Raw genomic sequence first — 13,982 nt, forward strand, 5'->3', positions numbered from 1 at the left:
CCTCAGCCCGCCGTCGCCCAGGGCGCTTCCGGGAGCTTGGCCCCGGCGTCCTGACCGCCGATGTCCAGGGTGGTCGGGGTGCCGAGGCCGGCCATCCGCATGGTGATCCGGAGCAGGCCGCCGTCGGCGTCGATCCAGTAGGTGATCGGCGAGGTGCCGCTGTCCTTGTCGGCGGCGTCGCGGGAGCGCGGGCCGGCGATCCGGTCGTAGTCGCGGCCGTCGATCCGGTCCCTGCCGAGCCAGCGCGGGCCGGCCTGGGCCAGCAGCAGCGGGTTGTCGGGACGGTCCGCGCCGAGCTGGATCAGCATGTTGAGACCGGCGTCGAGCGGGTCGGTGCCGTAGCTGCGCGACGACCAGCCGGACCGCGGCACGTGCTCGGCCTGCTCCCAGGCCGGGCCGCTCGCCCCCGCGGGCGCCTTGGCCAGGCCGAGGCCGCCGGCGTCCCACACCACCAGACCCTGGTCGCTGGTGCCGTCCTTGCCCGTGACGGTGTAGCTGCCCGCCGCGTGCTTGCTGCGGTAGTCCACCACGCCCTGCACCTCGACGACCATGCCGTCGCCCTCCTGCGCCTTCAACGTCACCCGCACCGGGCTGGCCTGATAGACCTTCAGCCGGGACATCGCCAGCCGGGACGCCTCGTCGGTGGACAGCGGACGGGCCTCCTCCCCGCCGCCCGCCAGCTGCCAGGCCGTCACCCCGCCGCCCGCGAGCACGGCCGCCGCCACGGCGGTGACGATCAGGCTGCGCCGGGACGGGCGCTTCTTGTCGGATGCCATCGGGGTCGTCTCACTTCTCGGTGTCGTGGGGAAGGGGCCCCGGGAGAGTATCCCGGGGCCCCTCGGTGGTGCTGACCTCGCGTCAGTGCGCGCGGCGCTCACTGACCTCGCGTCAGTGCGCGCGGCGCTTGCGGACCTCGCGTCAGTGCGCGCGGCGCTTGCGGACGGCGATCAGCAGTCCGGCGCCGGCCGTCACCAGGATCGCGCCGCCGACCAGGGCGTACGTGAGGGTGGTGTCGTCCATGCCGGTGTAGGCCAGGCCGCCCGAGGGCGCCGACGGCGTCTGGGTGGGCGCCGGCGTCGGGGCCGGGGTGCTCGGGGCCGGGGGGATCAGCTTGTTGACGGCCGTGGTGCTGACGCCGTCCTCCAGGTGGTCGTCGTCGAGGACGACCGGTCCGAGGACCGGCTGTTCCGGGGTCTGGTAGCCCTTGGGCGGGGTGACCTCCTGCCAGTAGTACGTGCCCTTGTCGGTGACGGTGCGGCAGGTGCCGTCGTCGCCGGTGGTGCACGGGTCGCCGACCTTGGTGTCCGGCTTTTCGCCGTCGGTCTGGAGCCCGTCGGCGCCGTTGGTCTCGCGCCACAGCTGGAACACGGCTCCGGGCAGCGCCTTGCCGTCCTGGTCGTTCTTGACCAGGCGCAGTTCGCCCTGCTGCTGCATGAAGCCGAAGTCGAAGGTGTGGTCGTTCTGGCCGGGGCCGCCGGTGGTCAGGGCGCGTTCGACGTACTTTCCGCCCTTGGGGACGGTGCCGTCGGAGTCGATCGCCCGGTTGGAGCCGACGTTGTCCTTGGTCGGGACCCAGTGGTACAGCGGGCCGCCCTTGGCGTAGTCCGCCGGGCTGTCGAGGCGGACGGTGTACGCGGTCTTCGGCTTCAGCCCGCCGGTGACGTTGCTGTCGTCGAAGTAGTACTCGCCGCGCGCGGTGGTCTTCGCCGTGCCGACCTTCTTGCCGTCGCCGTCGTACAGGTTGACGGTCGCGCCCGCCACCGGCTTCTGCTGCGGCAGTTGGAGACCGGAGCGCTCCGGGTCGTACCAGACCCGGTTGCCGATCTGCAGCGGCGCCTTGTCGCAGAGCACTTCGAGGTCGGCCATCGACGCGCCCTTGCCGAAGCGGGACGTGCCGTTGGACAGTTCGTTGCCGAAGCCCGGGTCGATGCCGCCGGAGCGCAGGGTGAACATGGTGCCGGCGGTGACGATGTTGTTGGAGACGTCGTAGCCGGAGGTGGCGATGGAGTTCTCGACCTTGGACAGCGCCATGCCCGCGAACGACGCGTACGGGTGGCCGACCGGGGCGGGACGGTTCAGGTCGAAGAAGCCCTTGCCCTTGGTGGTGATCCCGCAGCCGAGGTTGACGTCCATCACGAAGCTGTCGCCGGACTTGCAGGCCTTGTTGAGGTCGGCGGAGGCGAGCACGTAGACGAAGCCGTTCGGCAGCGGGCCCTCGGGCGGGGCGGCGGCGGCCTGGTCGGCGTACCGGTCGCGGAACGACAGCAGCATCGAGCCGTCGGTCTCGAAGCCGATCTCGCCGAGCTCGGGCTCCGGATTGAGGCCGCAGACCTGCCCGTTCGCCATCGGAACGGTGTCCTGCCACGGGTACCAGAAGTAGCCGCCGCACGCGTTCCCGGGCGGGGTGCCGTGGTAGTCGAGCGGCTGGTTGAGGACGGCCGCGTCGAACGTCCCGGTGGCCGGGTCGAAGGGCAGCACGATCGCCCGCAGGTCGCCGATCTTCTGGGTGGACTCGCCGGAGCAGACGCCGCCGACGTAGCCGACGCCGTCCTGCATGCCGAGGCCGAACGGCCGCCAGTCGTCCGCCGACGGGCAGTCGGGCGTCGGAATGGTGTAGACGGCCTTCGGCTTCTCGACGGTGGCCGCCGTGGCGTCGTAGCGGTACAGCTTGCGGTCGTTGAGGTTGACCACGTACAGGTCGCGGCCGTCCTCGGAGAGCTTCAGCCCGCCGAGGCTCTCCTTGCCGACCGGGGCGACGAAGGCGTCGTCCTGGGCGTTGCCGGCGTGCGCGGTGCTGCCGGCGTTGGGGACGGTGGTGAACAGCTTGGTGGTCTTCGCGGCCGGGTCGGTGACGTAGATCGCGCCCGGGCCGCCGGGGCCGTACACGGTGGCGCGCTTGGCCTGGGCGGAGCTGAACAGCCGCCGGTCGTCGCGGTTCCAGGCGATGCCGAAGACGTTGCCGGTGTCACCGTTGGTGGAGACGTTGGTGACGTCCTTGTTCACGCCGCGCGACTCGTACGGGAAGGTCAGCAGGGTGCGCCCGCTCGCCGGGTCGAGGGACGCCGACTGGCAGGCGGTGGCCAGCGGCGCGTTCTTCTGGCAGTAGTCGGACGGGTTCCACAGGCCGGTGGTGAGGGTGGCCTGCTTGCCCGCCGACAGGTCGACGAACTCCTCGTTGCTGCTGAGCCTGTCCGGCGCACCGGCCAGGCCCTCGCGGGAGGCGAACGCCGGATACAGCACGCCCGGCTTCGGATTGACCACCTCCACCCGGTACTTGCCGCTGGCGGTCGCCTTGGCGGGCGACAGTGTCACCGTGCCGTCGGCGGCCGTGACACCGGTGCGCACCGCACCGTCCTCGCCGGTCAGCGTGACCGTCACGCCGGCCAGGCCCGGCTCCAGCGCCGGGGTGTACGTCCCGCTCTCGTCCACGGCGCGGACCACCCGCACCGTCACCGAGCCGTCGGCGGCGGCCGGCGAGGCGGAGGGTGCGGCGACAGCGGTGGCGGCGGCGAGGGCCGCGACCACGGCGGCGGCCCGTTCGGCCACCCGCCGCCGGCCCGCGCCGGGCGCGGGCGCTCGGGTTTCCTGCTCTGTCTGGGTCATGCCCTGCTCTCGTCGTCAGGTCTCGTCGTCAGGAAGGCACGCCGGACCCCCGCAGCAAGTTCACCGATTCGGTCCCGCGCGCTCCTCGTTTGGCCGAATAGTAAGCGGAATAGACACGTCCTGCTTACCGATTAAGCAAATTGACGTTTCGTCAGGAAGCACGATCGATCAGTTCCGTGCGCTCCCCGCGCCCCGAAAGTCCGGCCGCGCGCCCCACATCTCGCCGCCCGACACCCCGCGGACGTGCGCTTTCCGGCCACCTCGACGGGTGGACCCTTCCCCCGCCCCGCCGTTCCGACCAGGGCGCACGCCACCCCCGCCGCGCTCCTCCCCCGATTTCCGCGCGCCCGGCGCGCGGCCGAAAATCCCCGCCCGCGCATACCCGGGAAGGCGCGTGAGTACGACCGCAGATCATTACGGCCGGGTCGCTCCGCTGTCAAAGTGCACCATTGCCGCCAAGTCGACTTTGAGACATTCCCGCTGACGCCACGTGGGAGCGGACCGCGAGCGGCAGGGCCCTGGGAGCACGGTCCCGGGCCGGGCCCCGACCCGGAGCACGTTCCCGGGTGCGGTCTCGTCCTCTGCGCGGACGGATTGACGGTCCGTCACATGGTCCGCTTGGAGGGCGTCGGGAAGAGCTCCGGCGCCCTGTCCAAAGGGGATTTCCCGTGAACGAACACGCACCGCAGCAGCACCGTCCGAACCGCCTCCGCGCTCGCCGGCGCAGGGTGGCGGCGACCGTGACCGCCGTGGCCGCCGCCGTGGTGGCCGGCGTCCTGGCTCCGTCCACCACGGCCTCCGCCGGGCCGCGGCCGGATGTCGTGCAGCAGCGCCTCGACGCGTTGGTGAAGCAGGACGGCGTGCCCGCCGCCCTCGCCACCGTCAAGGACCGCGACGGCCGCAGCCGCACCTACACCGCCGGGGTCGGCGACGCGACCACCAAGGCCAAGGTCCCGACGGACGGGCAGATACGGATCGGCAGCAACACCAAGACGTTCACCGCCGTCGTCGTCCTGCAACTGGTCGCCGAGGGCAGGATCGGCCTGGACGCCGACGTGGACGCCTATCTGCCCGGCCTGGTGCGCGGCGACGGCATCGACGGCCGGAACATCACGGTCCGCCAGCTGCTCCAGCAGACCAGCGGCCTGCCCGACTACATGAACCCGGCCGGCGTCCTCGGGGACTCCAAGCGGTACACCGAACCGCGCGAACTCCTCGACGCCGCGCTGGCCCGGAAGGCCCGGTTCGCGCCCGGCGCCCGGTGGGAGTACAGCAACACCAACTACCTGCTGGCGGGCCTGATCGTCCAGAAGGTCACCGGACGCCCGATCGGCGAGGAGATCACCAAGCGCGTCATCGAGCGGATCGGCCTGCGCCACACCTCCTTCCCCCTCCCCGGGGACATGACGATCCCCGAGGCCCACCCCAAGGGCTACCTGCTGGCCGCGGACGGGTCGCTGCGCGACTACACGGAGCTGGACCCGTCCTGGGGCTGGGCGGCCGGCGCGATGATCTCGACCAACACCGATCTCACCCGGTTCTACGAGGCGCTGCTCGGCGGTCGGCTGCTGCCCGCCGCCCAACTCGCCCAGATGCGCGCCACCGTCCCCGCCGACGCGCTCGGCGCCGGGGTCGGCTACGGCCTCGGTCTGATCAGCCGCCCGCTCTCCTGCGGCGGGGTCGCCTGGGGGCACGGCGGGGCGATCCCGGGCTACGAGACCTCCGGCGGCACCACCGACGACGGCCGTTCCGTGAGCATCTCGGTGACCGCGTTCCCGGGCAAGGACGACACCGTCCAGCACGAGGAGCAGGCGGTGGACGCGGCGCTCTGCCGCTGACCGTCCCCCGGGTGGCCCGCGCCGGTCCTCGGCGCCGGCCACCCGGTTCGCACCGCCCCACATCTCTCCCTTTCTGTCTTCTTCTGTCTTCTTCTGTCTTCATGGAGTCCGGATGAACGAGCACACCCCGCAGCGCACGGCACACCGCCCCCGCACGCTGCGGTACGCCACCACGGCCACGGTCGCCGCCGGGCTCGCGCTGAGCGCCCTCGCCCCGACCGCGGCCTCCGCCGCACCGCGCCCGGACGTCGTGCAGCAGCGCCTCGACGCGCTGGTGAAGGAGGGGGTGCCCGCCGCCCTCGCCACCGTCAAGGACCGCGACGGCCGCAGCCGCACCTACACCGCCGGTGTCGGCGACCTGGCCACCAAGGCCAAAGTCCCGACGGACGGGCAGATCCGGGCCGGCAGCAACACCAAGACGTTCACCGCCGTCGTCGTCCTGCAACTGGTCGCCGAGGGCAGGATCGGCCTGGACACCGACGTGGACACCTACCTGCCGGGTCTGCTGCGCGGCGACGGCATCGACGGCCGGAACATCACGGTCCGTCAGCTGCTCCAGCACACCAGCGGCCTGCCCGAGTACATGAACGCCCCCGCGATGGTCGACTTCACCACCATCCAGTACCGCTGGTTCGAGCCGCGCGAACTCCTCGACGGGGCACTGGCCCAGAAGGCGCACTTCGCGCCCGGCACCCAGTGGGAATACAACAACACCAACTACCTGGTGGCCGGCCTGATCATCCAGAAGGTCACCGGCCGCCCCTACGGCGAGGAGCTCACCAAGCGCGTCATCGACCGGCTCGGCCTGCGCCACACCTACGTCCCGGCCACCGGGGAGACCGCCCTCCGCGAGCCCCACCCGCACGGCTACCTGTACAGCGGCCCGGACGCGCCGCTGGTCGACTACACCGACATGGACTCGTCGATGGCCTGGTCCGCGGGAGCCGTCGTCTCCACCAACACCGACCTCGCCACCTTCTACGGCGCGCTCCTGGCGGGTCGTCTGCTGCCCGCCGCCCAGCTCGCCGAGATGCGCACCACCGTCCCGGCCGAGTACCTGGGCCCCGGAGTCCGCTACGGCCTGGGCATCCAGAGTCGGCCGCTGAGCTGCGGCGGTCTCACCTGGGGCCACGGCGGCACCACCCCGGGCTACCGCTCCCGGAACGGCGCCACCGAGGACGGCCGCACCGTCAGCATCACTCTCACCATGGTCCCGGACGAACCCACCGCCACCCACCTGACCGACGCGGTCGACGCGGCCCTCTGCCGCTGACGCCCGCCGCCGCTCGGCCTTGCGCCGGGCCCGACCGGCGGGGGCGGGCTGCCCGTCCGCGCCGTCTCCGCGCCGCTCTGGACGTCCGTCAGTCCGCGACCGCCTTCGGTGCCCAGCCGGGGCCGCGCAGTACGTGTCCGAGCCGGTCGGACCAGGTGCGGGCGGCGAGCACGTCGCGGGCGATCGCGGCGAGTTCGTGGGTCTGGACGCGCAGGATGTTGTACGTGCCGATGTTCTTGGTGAGGCCGTAGCGGACGCGCTCGCCCTCGGGTTCGAAGGTGCCGAAGAGCCGGTCCCAGACGATCAGGATGCCGCCGTAGTTCTTGTCGAGGTACTGGCCCTGCGAGCCGTGGTGGGCGCGGTGGTGGCTCGGCGTGTTGAGGACGAACTCGGCGGGCGCCCACAGCTTGTCGACCAGCTCGGTGTGGATGAAGAACTGGTAGACCAGGTTGATCGCGAAGCAGGCCGTCAGCACCTCCGGGCGGACGCCGACCAGCACGACCGGGAGCAGGAACGGCAGTGCGGTGACGGCCAGCAGGAACGGCTGCCGCAGAGCGACCGAGAGGTTGTACTGCTCGCTGCTGTGGTGCACCACGTGCACCGCCCAGAGCACCCGTATCTCGTGGTGCGCACGGTGGAACCAGTAGTACGCGAAGTCGACGGCGACCATCCCCGCGACCCAGGCCGGCCATCCGGTGAGCTCCCACGGAACCGCCGAGTGCAGCCGCAGCAGCACCACGGCCTCGACCAACGCCCATGGCGCGGCCACCAGTTGGTTGCCGACGGCGGTCGCGATGTTCAGCAGCGAGTCGCGCCTGTCGTAGGAGGGCAGCCGCCGTCGGCGCAGCACGAACAGTTCCACGAGCATGCCGAGGAGGAAGACGGGGGCGGAGAGCCAGAGTACGAGCGATGCGAGGTCCATGAGCCGGGAGCATAGGGTTACTGGTCCAACCAGACAATGAGTAACGCAGTAGCCCGTCCCTCGGACACGCCCGGATATGCTGACCGCGTGAACCTCCGACCCGTGGGCCCCATGCCGCTCTCCGGCCAGATCCACCGTCAACTGATGGACGCGATCCTCGACGGCACGCTCACCGGCACCCTCCCGTCCGAACGCGAACTCGCCGAGACCTTCGGCGCCAACCGCCACGCCGTCCGCGAGGCCATCAAGCGCCTGCAACAGGGCAAGCTCGTCGAGGTCAACCAGGGCGGCGCCACCCGCGTCCTGCCCGTCGCCGACCATGCCGGGCTCGACCTGCTCCCCGAACTGGTCACCGCCCGGGGCGCGTTGAACGACGAGGCCACCGTCGGCGTCCTCGAACTCCGCGCCTGCATCGGCGCCGACGCCGCCCGCCTCTGCGCCGAACGCTCCCCGTCCGTCGGCACACAACTGCTCGACCTGCTGCCGAACGCCGCCATGCCCGACGCCGAACTCGCCGCCACCAGCGCCGCCTACTGGACCGCCGTCGTCACCGGCACCAACAGCCTCCCGTACCGCCTCGCCCTCAACACCCTGCTGGCCGGCCTCGAAGCAATCGGCGACTCCCCGGCCGCCAAGCACTTCATGACCGCCCTCCGAGACGAGTCCCGCCGAGCGGCCGAACTGGAGGAACTGGCCCACGCGATCGCCCGCGCCGAGGGGCCTGCGGCGCGCGAGGCGGCGAGCCGGCTGCTCAACTCGTCGATTGCGGCCGTTCGTTCGATGTGACGCTGGCCGCGAACGGGTCAGCCGCAAGCTCAAACGCCTCTCCGTCACCGTCGCCGCAGGCAACGCCGCCTGCCGCAGGGTCCGGGCGAAGCTGAAGGCCCGTACCCGGGCCCGCTGAGCGGCTCAGGGGCTCAGGGGATCAGCACCACCTTGCCGAGGTTCGCTCGCTCCTCGATCAGCTGGTGTGCGCGGGCGGCTTCGGCGAGCGGGATCGTCGTGTGCACGGAGGTGCGCAGCGTGCCGGCCGCGAACAGTTCCCACTGTTCGTCCCGCCAACGGGCGTACTGCTCGGGCTGGTTGCGTGCGACGGCTGCCATCTGGAAGCCGATCACCGAGGCGCTGCGGACCAGCAGCTCGAACGCGTCGACCGACCCGCCGCCGGAGCTGAAGGCCACCAGCCGCCCTCCGTCGGCCAGCGCGCGCACGGCCGGGCCGAGCAACTCGCCGCCGACGCCGTCCAGGACGACATCGACCGGCTCGCCCCAGGAAGCGTCGCCGTACACGACCACCTCATCGGCCCCGAGACCACGAACGTGGTCCGCTTTCCCGGCGTCGCTCACCGCCGCGACCACGCGCGAGGCCCCGCCGTGCCTGGCGTACTGCAACGCGAGCCCGCCGACCGCACTGGCGGCGGCCGTGACCAGCACCGATTCGCCCCGCTCGACGCGCCCGGCCCGGTAGGCGCCGCGCGCGACGAGTCCGCTGCGGACCAGCGCCACCGCGTCGACGGCGGTCGCGCCCGCCGGGACGTGGGAGGTCATCGCCTGGTGCAGCAGCGTCAACTCCGCGTAGCCGTCGACGAAGGCGAGCCCGGTGACGAGGTCCCCGACGGCGAAGCCGCTCACGCCAGGGCCGAGGGCGACGACCGTCCCGGCCACCTCGCCGCCGAGCGGCGCCGGTTCCTTGCCCTCGCGGACCTTGCGGACGACGGGCAGCGTGACGCCGATCGCCTCGCACCGCACGAGCAGTTCGCCGGGGCCAGGCTCCGGAACGGGCGCTTCCTCGACGAACAGGACCTCGGGGCCGCCGTTCTTCTCGTACCGAACGCGACGCAACGCACACCTCCAGGGGTCGGATTCGTTGGGAGCCCCAACGATCCACAGGCTACCGAGTCATTCATTGGGATGTCCAACGGTTTCCGCTACCCTCGCGCCATGAGCCCGCAGCAGAACGACAGTCCGCCGCCCGGATCCCTCGCCCACCTCCAGTCCCTCCCCAGCTGGCTCGCCGGCCGTGTCGCCGCACGCGGGCGCAGCCTGGTCTCCGAGGCGATCGCCGCCCACGGCCTGAAGCTCCAGCACTACGCGGTCCTGGCCACCGTCGCCGACGAGGGCCCGCTCGCCCAGGCGGACCTGGTCCGCCGCCTGGGGTTCGACCCGAAGGACGTCGTCCTGCTCGTCAACCACCTCGAACGCGAGGGTCTCCTCCTCCGCGAACCCGACCCCCGCGACCGCCGCAAGAACGCCGTCACCGCCACCCCGCCCGGCCGCCGCCTCCTCCACACCTGCGCCCACCTCGCCGACCGGGCCAACGAACAGCTCCTCGCCCCCCTCACCCCGGCCGAACGCCGAACCCTGCTCGCCCTGCTGACCCGCCTCGTCCAGGACTGAGCACCGGGCTTCGGCCGTGGCGGGCGCAGCGTCACATCCGGGCGCGCAGGACGTCGACCTCGCAGCCCGGGGCGAAGGGGTCGAAGCCGTGTTCGGCGAGCCAGCGGACCACGAGCAGGCTGCGCAGGGACCACCATCCTCGGATCACGTCGAGGTCGACGGCGGTGCCGTAGCCGGCGAGGAGGTCGTCGAGGTGGTCCTCGTGTCCGAGGGTGAAGGTGGCGAGGTCGTACAGGGGGTCGCCCTGGCCGGCCTCGGACCAGTCGATGATGCCGGTGACCTCGGTGCCCTCCAGGAAGACGTGCGCGATCTGGAGGTCGCCGTGGGTGAACGCGGGCGTCCAGGGGCGGAACGCGGCCTCGGCGACCCGGCGGTTGCGGGTGACGAGGTCGGTGGGCAGGATGCCGTTCGCCACCAGCAGCTCGCACTCACCGTCGAGTTCCGCCGCCAGTACGGCGACGCTCCGGCCCGCCCGCCCCTGCCAGGCCGGGAGCGGAGCGTCGTGCAGTGCCCGGATGGCGGCCCCCGCCGCGGCCCACGCGGCCGGCGACCCGGTCGCCGGCCCGCCGAGGCTGCCCAGCGTCGTCCCCGGGATCGCGGCGATCGCGAGCACGGGCGGCTTGCGCCACAGCACTTCAGGCGTCGGAACCGGCACCAGGGCCATCGCCCGCACCTCGGTGTCGATCCGCGCCCGGTCGGCGTCCACCTTCAGGAACACGTCGCCGACGCGCAGCGTCGCACGCTCGGAGTGGGCCACGACGACCTGTATCTCATCCATGAACGCCCAGTATCCCGACGGCGGTTGCTCCTGTCCGGCATCCTCAGCACCAGAGGGCCAGACCCGCCGCACCAACTCCCGTGCGGGCCGCGTGCCGTAGGACGCGGAGCGGACCGTCGATCAGCTCGTCGATGTCGCGCTCCGGGTCGTCCGCCATCTCGTCCAGCCACAGCCGAATCCGGGCGGCCACCCGGGCCCGGCGCGGCGGGTCGAGGACGAGTGCCTGCTCGGCGGCGGGGAGTGCGGCCCTCAGCCGGGCGGCATCGAGCAGGAACTGCCCTCCGCAGCCCGGGAGTCGGAGCGTCGCATTCTTGGTTGGTTCTGATGCACCGTCGGGCGGTTCGGCGGACCTACGGTGTGCAATCGATCGTGGCCCGGAGGTCGGCGGGGACGACGACGCCGTGCACCGACCCGTCTGCGAGGGCGATCACCTGCATGCCGTCGTCGCCCAGCGGATAGCCCACCCGGACCTTGCCGTCGATCAGCGACTCGGGCGGCGGCGGCCAGTTCAGCATCAACACGCCGTAGCGGTAGACCAGCGAGGTCCCGTCCGGGCGTACCCGCTGGCCGGACTGCGGCTTGATCTGCCACCCTTGGCCGCCCGCCAGGGTGATGACGAAGTCGGCCTCGTAGGTGTGGCCGTTCAGCCCGCAGGGTCCGTCGACCCGGATCGCGGAGACGTGCGGTGCGGCGAAGGGCGGTGGTGCGCTTGGCGGCGGCGTACTCGGCGTTGGCGCGAACGTGCGGGTCGACGCCGATGCAGTGGGTGGCGGCGCGCTGACGGCCGGGGTCGGCGACGTGGCCGGCGGCAGTGCGGAGGCCTCGCCGGGCGGCGGTTCGACGATCGGCGCACTCGTCCCGGGGCTCGCGGCCGGCTCGGCGGTGACGCCCGTCCCGGCCCCCGTGCAGCCGCTCGCCAGCAACGCCGCCGCCAGCGCGGCCCCGGCCGTCCGAATCCTGCGTTGCATCGGCGCACCCCCGATCCCGTCCCGTCCCCGACCCGAGCGGGGAAGAGCCCACCGTAGGACCCGGAGGCGAGCGGCGGGCCAACAGCGGGCCAACGACGGCCCAGCGTCCGAAGTCGGGGATTCGGTGGCGGTGGGCGGCGGCTCTTCGACTCGGGCTGCGGATATGAACAACTCCGGCAAGCTCCGGCGCTGCACCGAACGCCGGAGAGCCGATGACCTGCCGACGGACGCCCTAAGTGGTCGGGTCGGAGAGCCACTTGACGAAGCTCACGGCCTTCCGGACCCCGGGGTGGATCCAGCCCGTGACCTCCTCGCTCTCGACCACCGCCCTGCCTGCGCCCTGGGCCGCGCCCCTGACGGCACCGGTTGCCCCTGTCCGGCGTACGCAGCTGCGCCTCTGAAGCCGGAAACGTCACTTCGCAGGCTCGCCGCAACGTGGGCAGGCACAGGCGGGCCAGGTCAGGGCCGAGCGTGGGGGTGCGACCGGTTCGTCGGACGAGGTGACCGAGCGGAGGGCGCGGGTGCCATCGGGGCCGATCTTGTAGACGCTGATGGTGAGCCGGGGTTGGGAACTGGGGTATGTCATCGAGGGACCTCACGAAAGTGCTGCGCCCGAGGCGGGGAATCCCACCGGGTTCGGGTAACAGCATCGACACGGAGAGCTACGCTCGCCAGGGTGATCAGTCCAACAACCCAGGTGTGAGACGGGGGAGCCCATGCCGAACCCACGCGACCTCGACCCGTCGGCCTCGATGGCGGCCCTGTTCGGCTCCGAGTTGCGCCACCTTCGCGAAGCGGCCGGCCTGAGCCAGGAGAGCTTGGGTGAAGTCCTGGGCTACACCGGCTCACTGGTGGGCCAGATCGAGACGGCGAAGCGTTCACCGACGCAGGAGTTCGCCGAACGACTCGACGGAGCGCTGGCCACCGGCGGGCGCTTCGGTCGCCTGTGGCCCCACGTGGCCAGGGGGCCGTTCCCGGACTACTTCAGGACGTACGCCGATCTTGAACCCAAAGCCTCGGAGATCTTCAGCTACGGCGGCTTCCTGATCCCCGGGCTGGGCCAGACCGAGGACTACATGCGGGAGGTGTTTCGGACCGCCATGCCCCTGGCACCGGACGCGGTCGTCGAGAGCAGGATCGAGGCGCGCAAGTCCCGACAGGAGCTGCTCACGGGTTCCACACGGCCGGTGTTGTGGTGGCTGTTGGACGAAGCGGCGATCCGCCGCCCGGTCGGCGGGCATTCGGTGATGGCCGGTCAACTCCGGTACCTGGCAGAGCTGATCCGCTCCAGGGTAGCGGTTGTACAGGTGTTGGAGGTCAGCTCTGGCGCACATGCCGCTCTTGAGGGTGCGCTGACGCTGATGACGTTTGCCGATGCCAGTCCGGACGTGGCATATATCGAGGGACCGCACACGGGTGTGCTGGTCGAGAGCACGGAGGTCGTGAGAAAGGTCCGCCTGACCTACGATCTTGCTCGGGCGGACGCCCTCTCGCCGGAGGCGTCGCTGGCTCTCATCGACAAGTCGGCAGAGGAGCACGCGAGTGAACAACACCGAAGCGCTTGAGTGGCGCAAGTCGAGCTACAGCGGCGGCAACGGTGGCGAGTGCGTGGAGGTTGCGGCCCCGGACGCCGCGACGACCGCCGTCCGCGACTCGAAGGACCCCGCCGGTCCCCGGCTCCGCTTCAAGAACGACGCCTGGGCGTCGTTCGCCGCCGCTGCTGCGGCCGGCTCGTTCGGCGGGCTCTGAATCCGGCGTTTCCCGAACGCAGTTGAGGGCCCTCGCCGCATTCGGCGGGGGCCCTCTCCGTGGTGCAGGAACCCGCAGCACCCACCGGTCGTCATTGCCGACATGGCGTCAGTTCTGATTGTGGGTATCGATCCGCACGCCGTCCCCGGGCTGGACGGGGAGGCCGTCAGTGCCGCCCTGGAGCGGGAGTTGATGCGGTTCGGGGAGCGCGGGATCGACGCGGGCACGGTGTTGGTCACGTGGGACGGGTCGGCCGAGGGCGCGATCGTCGAGGCGTTGGCGAAGCAGGCCTGGGATGTGGTGGTGGTCGGGGGTGGGATCCGGAAGGCCGAGGCGTTGTTGCCGTTGTTCGAGCAGGTGGTGAATCTCGTGCGGCAGCATGCGCCGGGCGCGGCGATCGCGTTCAACACGAGCGTGAGCGACAGCGTGGAGGCCGCCGAGCGGTGGTTGTAGGC

Annotated in this window: 14 protein-coding genes; 7 read left to right on the forward strand and 7 right to left on the reverse strand. The window is 71.7% G+C overall.

The genetic code is table 11. The features are described 5' to 3' along the window. Positions 1 to 2: 2 nt before the first annotated feature. Both ACFV4P_RS07705 and ACFV4P_RS07710 read right to left on the reverse strand, forming a co-directional pair. The gene (locus tag ACFV4P_RS07705) at positions 3 to 776 is read right to left on the reverse strand and encodes a hypothetical protein (RefSeq protein ID WP_380468390.1); all 774 of its coding nucleotides are present in this window, start codon (positions 774 to 776) and stop codon (positions 3 to 5) included. A 142-nt stretch (positions 777 to 918) separates the two neighbouring features. Beyond that, a complete protein-coding gene (locus ACFV4P_RS07710; RefSeq protein ID WP_380468392.1) occupies positions 919 to 3,603 on the reverse strand; it encodes an SdrD B-like domain-containing protein in 2,685 nt (894 codons plus the stop codon). Between the two features lie 728 nt (positions 3,604 to 4,331). Here ACFV4P_RS07710 and ACFV4P_RS07715 point away from each other — a divergent pair. Both ACFV4P_RS07715 and ACFV4P_RS07720 read left to right on the forward strand, forming a co-directional pair. Next, positions 4,332 to 5,441 (forward strand): serine hydrolase domain-containing protein, encoded by a 1,110-nt coding sequence (locus ACFV4P_RS07715; protein ID WP_380469123.1) that lies wholly within the window; start codon positions 4,332 to 4,334, stop codon positions 5,439 to 5,441. 112 nt (positions 5,442 to 5,553) lie between these two features. Continuing rightward, a complete protein-coding gene (locus ACFV4P_RS07720; protein ID WP_380468394.1) occupies positions 5,554 to 6,714 on the forward strand; it encodes a serine hydrolase domain-containing protein in 1,161 nt (386 codons plus the stop codon). An 88-nt stretch (positions 6,715 to 6,802) separates the two neighbouring features. On the opposite strand, the gene ACFV4P_RS07725 is transcribed toward ACFV4P_RS07720, so the two are convergent. Continuing rightward, positions 6,803 to 7,636 (reverse strand): sterol desaturase family protein, encoded by an 834-nt coding sequence (locus tag ACFV4P_RS07725; RefSeq protein ID WP_380468396.1) that lies wholly within the window; start codon positions 7,634 to 7,636, stop codon positions 6,803 to 6,805. Between the two features lie 87 nt (positions 7,637 to 7,723). Between ACFV4P_RS07725 and ACFV4P_RS07730 the strand changes: the two genes are divergently transcribed. Then, complete coding sequence (locus ACFV4P_RS07730; protein WP_380468398.1) at positions 7,724 to 8,422, forward strand: FadR/GntR family transcriptional regulator; 699 nt, start codon at positions 7,724 to 7,726, stop codon at positions 8,420 to 8,422. Between the two features lie 131 nt (positions 8,423 to 8,553). Here the strand turns inward: ACFV4P_RS07730 and ACFV4P_RS07735 are convergent, their stop codons facing one another. Further along, positions 8,554 to 9,477 carry a zinc-binding alcohol dehydrogenase family protein gene (locus tag ACFV4P_RS07735; RefSeq protein WP_380468400.1) on the reverse strand — a complete coding sequence of 308 codons (924 nt, stop codon included), beginning with the start codon at positions 9,475 to 9,477 and terminating at the stop codon, positions 8,554 to 8,556. Positions 9,478 to 9,576: 99 nt separating this feature from the next. Between ACFV4P_RS07735 and ACFV4P_RS07740 the strand changes: the two genes are divergently transcribed. Continuing rightward, positions 9,577 to 10,032, forward strand: a complete 456-nt coding sequence (locus ACFV4P_RS07740; protein WP_380468402.1) for a MarR family winged helix-turn-helix transcriptional regulator — start codon at positions 9,577 to 9,579, stop codon at positions 10,030 to 10,032. A gap of 31 nt (positions 10,033 to 10,063) precedes the next feature. On the opposite strand, the gene ACFV4P_RS07745 is transcribed toward ACFV4P_RS07740, so the two are convergent. The 3 genes from ACFV4P_RS07745 to ACFV4P_RS07755 form a co-directional block, all read right to left on the reverse strand. After that, complete coding sequence (locus ACFV4P_RS07745; protein ID WP_380468403.1) at positions 10,064 to 10,810, reverse strand: phosphotransferase family protein; 747 nt, start codon at positions 10,808 to 10,810, stop codon at positions 10,064 to 10,066. 43 nt (positions 10,811 to 10,853) lie between these two features. Beyond that, entirely contained in the window at positions 10,854 to 11,000 is a 147-nt protein-coding gene (locus ACFV4P_RS07750; RefSeq protein ID WP_380468405.1) for a hypothetical protein, read from the reverse strand. Between the two features lie 160 nt (positions 11,001 to 11,160). Then, positions 11,161 to 11,778: a hypothetical protein gene (locus ACFV4P_RS07755; RefSeq protein ID WP_380468407.1), complete on the reverse strand. Its 618-nt coding sequence runs from the start codon at positions 11,776 to 11,778 to the stop codon at positions 11,161 to 11,163. Between the two features lie 716 nt (positions 11,779 to 12,494). On the opposite strand from ACFV4P_RS07755, the gene ACFV4P_RS07760 reads away from it, so the two are divergent. From ACFV4P_RS07760 to ACFV4P_RS07770, 3 genes are all read left to right on the forward strand, one after another. Next, positions 12,495 to 13,343 (forward strand): Scr1 family TA system antitoxin-like transcriptional regulator, encoded by an 849-nt coding sequence (locus ACFV4P_RS07760; RefSeq protein ID WP_380468409.1) that lies wholly within the window; start codon positions 12,495 to 12,497, stop codon positions 13,341 to 13,343. Continuing rightward, positions 13,321 to 13,527 carry a DUF397 domain-containing protein gene (locus ACFV4P_RS07765; RefSeq protein WP_380468411.1) on the forward strand — a complete coding sequence of 69 codons (207 nt, stop codon included), beginning with the start codon at positions 13,321 to 13,323 and terminating at the stop codon, positions 13,525 to 13,527. Before ACFV4P_RS07760 ends, ACFV4P_RS07765 begins: the two co-directional genes overlap by 23 nt. A 102-nt stretch (positions 13,528 to 13,629) precedes the next feature. After that, a complete protein-coding gene (locus tag ACFV4P_RS07770; protein WP_380468413.1) occupies positions 13,630 to 13,980 on the forward strand; it encodes a hypothetical protein in 351 nt (116 codons plus the stop codon). Positions 13,981 to 13,982: the final 2 nt, after the last annotated feature.

This window comes from Kitasatospora sp. NPDC059795, from assembly GCF_042732175.1.
Lineage (GTDB): Bacteria > Actinomycetota > Actinomycetes > Streptomycetales > Streptomycetaceae > Kitasatospora.

Coding starts and splice junctions, on each gene's coding strand:
- ACFV4P_RS07770 (WP_380468413.1), top strand. CDS start 13,630: ATGGCGTCAGTTCTGATTGTGGGTATCGATCCGCACGCCGTCCCCGGG.
- ACFV4P_RS07740 (WP_380468402.1), top strand. CDS start 9,577: ATGAGCCCGCAGCAGAACGACAGTCCGCCGCCCGGATCCCTCGCCCAC.
- ACFV4P_RS07760 (WP_380468409.1), top strand. CDS start 12,495: ATGCCGAACCCACGCGACCTCGACCCGTCGGCCTCGATGGCGGCCCTG.
- ACFV4P_RS07705 (WP_380468390.1), bottom strand. CDS start 776: ATGGCATCCGACAAGAAGCGCCCGTCCCGGCGCAGCCTGATCGTCACC.
- ACFV4P_RS07710 (WP_380468392.1), bottom strand. CDS start 3,603: ATGACCCAGACAGAGCAGGAAACCCGAGCGCCCGCGCCCGGCGCGGGC.
- ACFV4P_RS07745 (WP_380468403.1), bottom strand. CDS start 10,810: ATGGATGAGATACAGGTCGTCGTGGCCCACTCCGAGCGTGCGACGCTG.
- ACFV4P_RS07755 (WP_380468407.1), bottom strand. CDS start 11,778: ATGCAACGCAGGATTCGGACGGCCGGGGCCGCGCTGGCGGCGGCGTTG.
- ACFV4P_RS07720 (WP_380468394.1), top strand. CDS start 5,554: ATGAACGAGCACACCCCGCAGCGCACGGCACACCGCCCCCGCACGCTG.
- ACFV4P_RS07725 (WP_380468396.1), bottom strand. CDS start 7,636: ATGGACCTCGCATCGCTCGTACTCTGGCTCTCCGCCCCCGTCTTCCTC.